At 73.4% G+C, this 3,359-nt stretch carries 1 protein-coding gene; it reads right to left on the bottom strand.

Annotation, left to right across the window (positions count from 1 at the left end):
• Positions 1-3,359: type I polyketide synthase (locus ACIBJE_RS31530; RefSeq protein ID WP_396753926.1), on the bottom strand; the 3,359-nt coding region annotated here is incomplete at both ends.

Raw genomic sequence — 3,359 nt, forward strand, 5'->3', positions numbered from 1 at the left:
TGCACCGCCAGATGCAACGCCACCAACGACGACGAACACGCCGTGTCCACCGTCACCGCCGGCCCCTCCAGACCGAACGTGTACGCCACCCGACCCGACAACACACTGCCCGACGTGCCGGTGCCGACGTAGCCCTCCACCTCGGCGGGCAGGTCCATCAGGCGCGTCGCCCAGTCGTGGTACATCACGCCCGCGAACACGCCGGTACGGCTGCCCCGCAGTCGGTGCGGGTCGACTCCGGCGGACTCGAACGTCTCCCACGACGCCTCCAGCAGCAACCGCTGCTGCGGATCCATGGCCAGGGCCTCGCGGGGCGAGATCCCGAAGAAGGTCGGATCGAACTCGGCCGCCCCGTACAGGAATCCGCCCTGCCGGGCGTACGACGTGCCGCTGCTGTTCGGGTCCGGGTCGAACAGGGAATCCAGGTCCCAGCCCCGGTCGGCGGGGAACTCACCGATGCCCTCCCCGCCGCCCGCCAGCAACTCCCACAACTGGTCCGGGGTGTCCACCCCGCCCGGGTAACGGCACGCCATCCCCACGATGGCGATCGGCTCGTCCACTCCGATCGAGGCCACCGTCTCGGGGCGGGCGTCCGCCACTCCGGTGAGTTGCTCGTACACGTACCCCGCCAGAGCAGCCGGCGTCGGATAGTCGAACACCAACGTCGACCCCAGCCGCAGACCCGTCGCCGCGTTCACCCGATTCCGCAGATCCACCGCCGTCAACGAGTCGAAACCCAACTCACGGAACGCCCGATCCGCCGGCACCGACTCCGCACCACCATGCCCCAACACCTGCGCCACCAGACCACGCACCAACACGTCCACCTGGGCACGGGCCTCGTCCTCGGCGAGTCCGGCGAGCCTTGCGGCCCACGCGCCACCGCCCTGTCCCGCCTGGCGGCGGGTGACGGTCGTGCCGACCAGCTTGCGGAGCATCGTGGGTACGGCGTCACCGGAGGCTGCCCGCATCGCCGGTACGTCGACGACCGCCGGCACCAGGGCGGCCGGTCCGGCCGCGAGGGCGGCGTCGAACAGTTCGAGCCCGGTCTCGGCGCTCATCGACGGGAGACCCGCACGGGCCGACCGGGCGCGGTCGGCGTCGCCGATCGAGGCGGCCATCCCGGCGGTGTCCCACATGCCCCATGCCAGGCTGACCGCCGGAAGACCGGCCTCCTGTCGGAACGCCGCGAGACCGTCCAGGAACGCGTTACCCGCCGCATACGCCGCCTGGCCCGGCGACCCGAGCACCCCGGCAACCGACGAGAACACCACGAACAGGTCCAGATCCAGACCCGCCGTCACCTCGTGCAGATGCCACGCCGCATCCACCTTCGGCGCCAACACACCGGCCAACCGCCCAGCCGTCAGCCCCTCGACCACACCGTCGTCCAGCACACCCGCCGTGTGCACCACACCCGCCAGCCGGCCCGCCGACGAGATCCCGGCGACCAACGCGTCCACCTGCTGCCGGTCGGTCACGTCGCAGCCCGCCACCCGGGCGTTCGCCCCCAGCGCGCTCAGCCGTTCGACCAGGGCGTCCGCGCCCGGCGCGGCCGGCCCCTGCCGGGACACCAGCACCAACGACCGCACCCCGTACGCCGCCACCAGATGCTCTGCCACCAGAGCACCCAGGGCACCCGTACCACCGGTCACCAGGACCGTGCCGTCACCCACCACGGGCGGCTCCGACGCCACCGGCACGGACGCCCGCAGCAGCCGGGGAACGAACACCTCGCCCGCGCGGACCGCCATCTGGCCGCCCGACGCGTCGCCGGCCGCCCATCCGAGCAGACCCCGCAGGTCCGCGTCCGGATCCCGGTCGACGTCGACCAGCACGATCCGGCCCGGGTGCTCCGACTGCGCCGAGCGCAACAGACCCCACACCGCCGCACCCGCCAGGTCGGTGACCCGATCACCCGACCGAACCGCCACCGCACCCCGGGTCACCACCACCAGCTTCGAACCCGCCAACACCCCGGCGGACAACCACGCCTGCACCACCGCCAACACCTCGGCCGTCACCGCCCGCACCGAGGCGGGTACGTCGACGTCGGCCTCGGGCGCGGCGAGGATCGGCAACAGCAGCGTCTCCGGCGTGGCACCGGCCTCGACGTCGGCCAGCACCGACGCCACATCCCGGTACGTCGGCACCTCCCACCGGACGGCCAGGTCGGTCGGCAGTGCGCGGCTGGTTCCGTCCCCGGTCAGCAGCGCCAGGCCGGACACCTGCTGCTCCGGGACGACCTGCTCGGCCTGCCAGCGCACCTCGAACAGCGAGCGGGCCGCTGCGCTCGGGGTGGCCGGGCCGGTCAGTTCGCGCAGGACGAGGGAGTCGACCGACACCACCGGGGCGCCCGCCTCGTCGCAGGCGACCAGACGCACCCCGGAACCGGACCGGGACAACCGCACCCGCAGCATCCCCGCACCCGAGGCGTGCACCTGCACACCCTCGAACGCGAACGGTACGCGTACGGTGGTGCCAGCCTCCGCGTCGAGCAGCCCGATGGCGTGCAGCGCCGCGTCGAGCAGCGCCGGGTGCACCCCGAACCCGGAGACGTCCACCGCATCCTCGGGCAGGACGACCTCGGCGTGCACCTCCCCGTCGCCGGTCCACGCACGCCGCAGGCCCCGGAAGACCGGCCCGTACACCAGGCCGTGCCCGGCCAGTGCCTCGTACCAGCCCGTCACGTCCACCTCGGACGCACCGGCCGGCGGCCATGCACCGACCATCGGCTCGTCGGCCGACACCGGTTCCAGCACACCGTCCGCGTGCCGGACCCAACCCGACTCGGGGTCGTCGTCCCGACGGGAGTAGATGGTCACGGCGCGCTGGGACGATCCGGAGGCACCGTCCACCCGCACCTGGATCCGCACGCCGCCCGTCTGTGGGACAGTCAGCGGCGTGGCCACGGTCAGCTCCCGGAGCCGGGACAGGCCCACCTCGTCGCCCGCCCGGACGGCCAGCTCGACGAGGGCGGTGCCCGGCACCAGCGCGACGCCGGCGACCGCATGGTCCGCCAGCCAGGGGTGCGTGGTCAGCGACAGCCGACCGGTCAGCACCACCTCGTCGTCGCCGGCCAGGTCGACGGCCGCGCCGAGCAGCGGGTGCTCGGCGTCGCCCAGTCCCGCACCGGACACGTTTCCGGGCCGCAGCCGGCCCGTCGCGGGCCAGTACCGCTGGTGCTGGAACGCGTACGTCGGCAGGTCCACCCGCTGCGCGCGAGCCTCGGTGAACCACTGCTTCCAGGTCACCCCCACACCATGGACGTGCAGCTCAGCCAGGGCCGCCAACAGACCCGAAACCTCGGACCGGTCCCGTCGCTGCACCGCCACGGCGAGGACGCCCTCGTCGTCGGG

Source organism: Micromonospora sp. NPDC050187, from assembly GCF_044459745.1.
Classification (GTDB): domain Bacteria; phylum Actinomycetota; class Actinomycetes; order Mycobacteriales; family Micromonosporaceae; genus Micromonospora.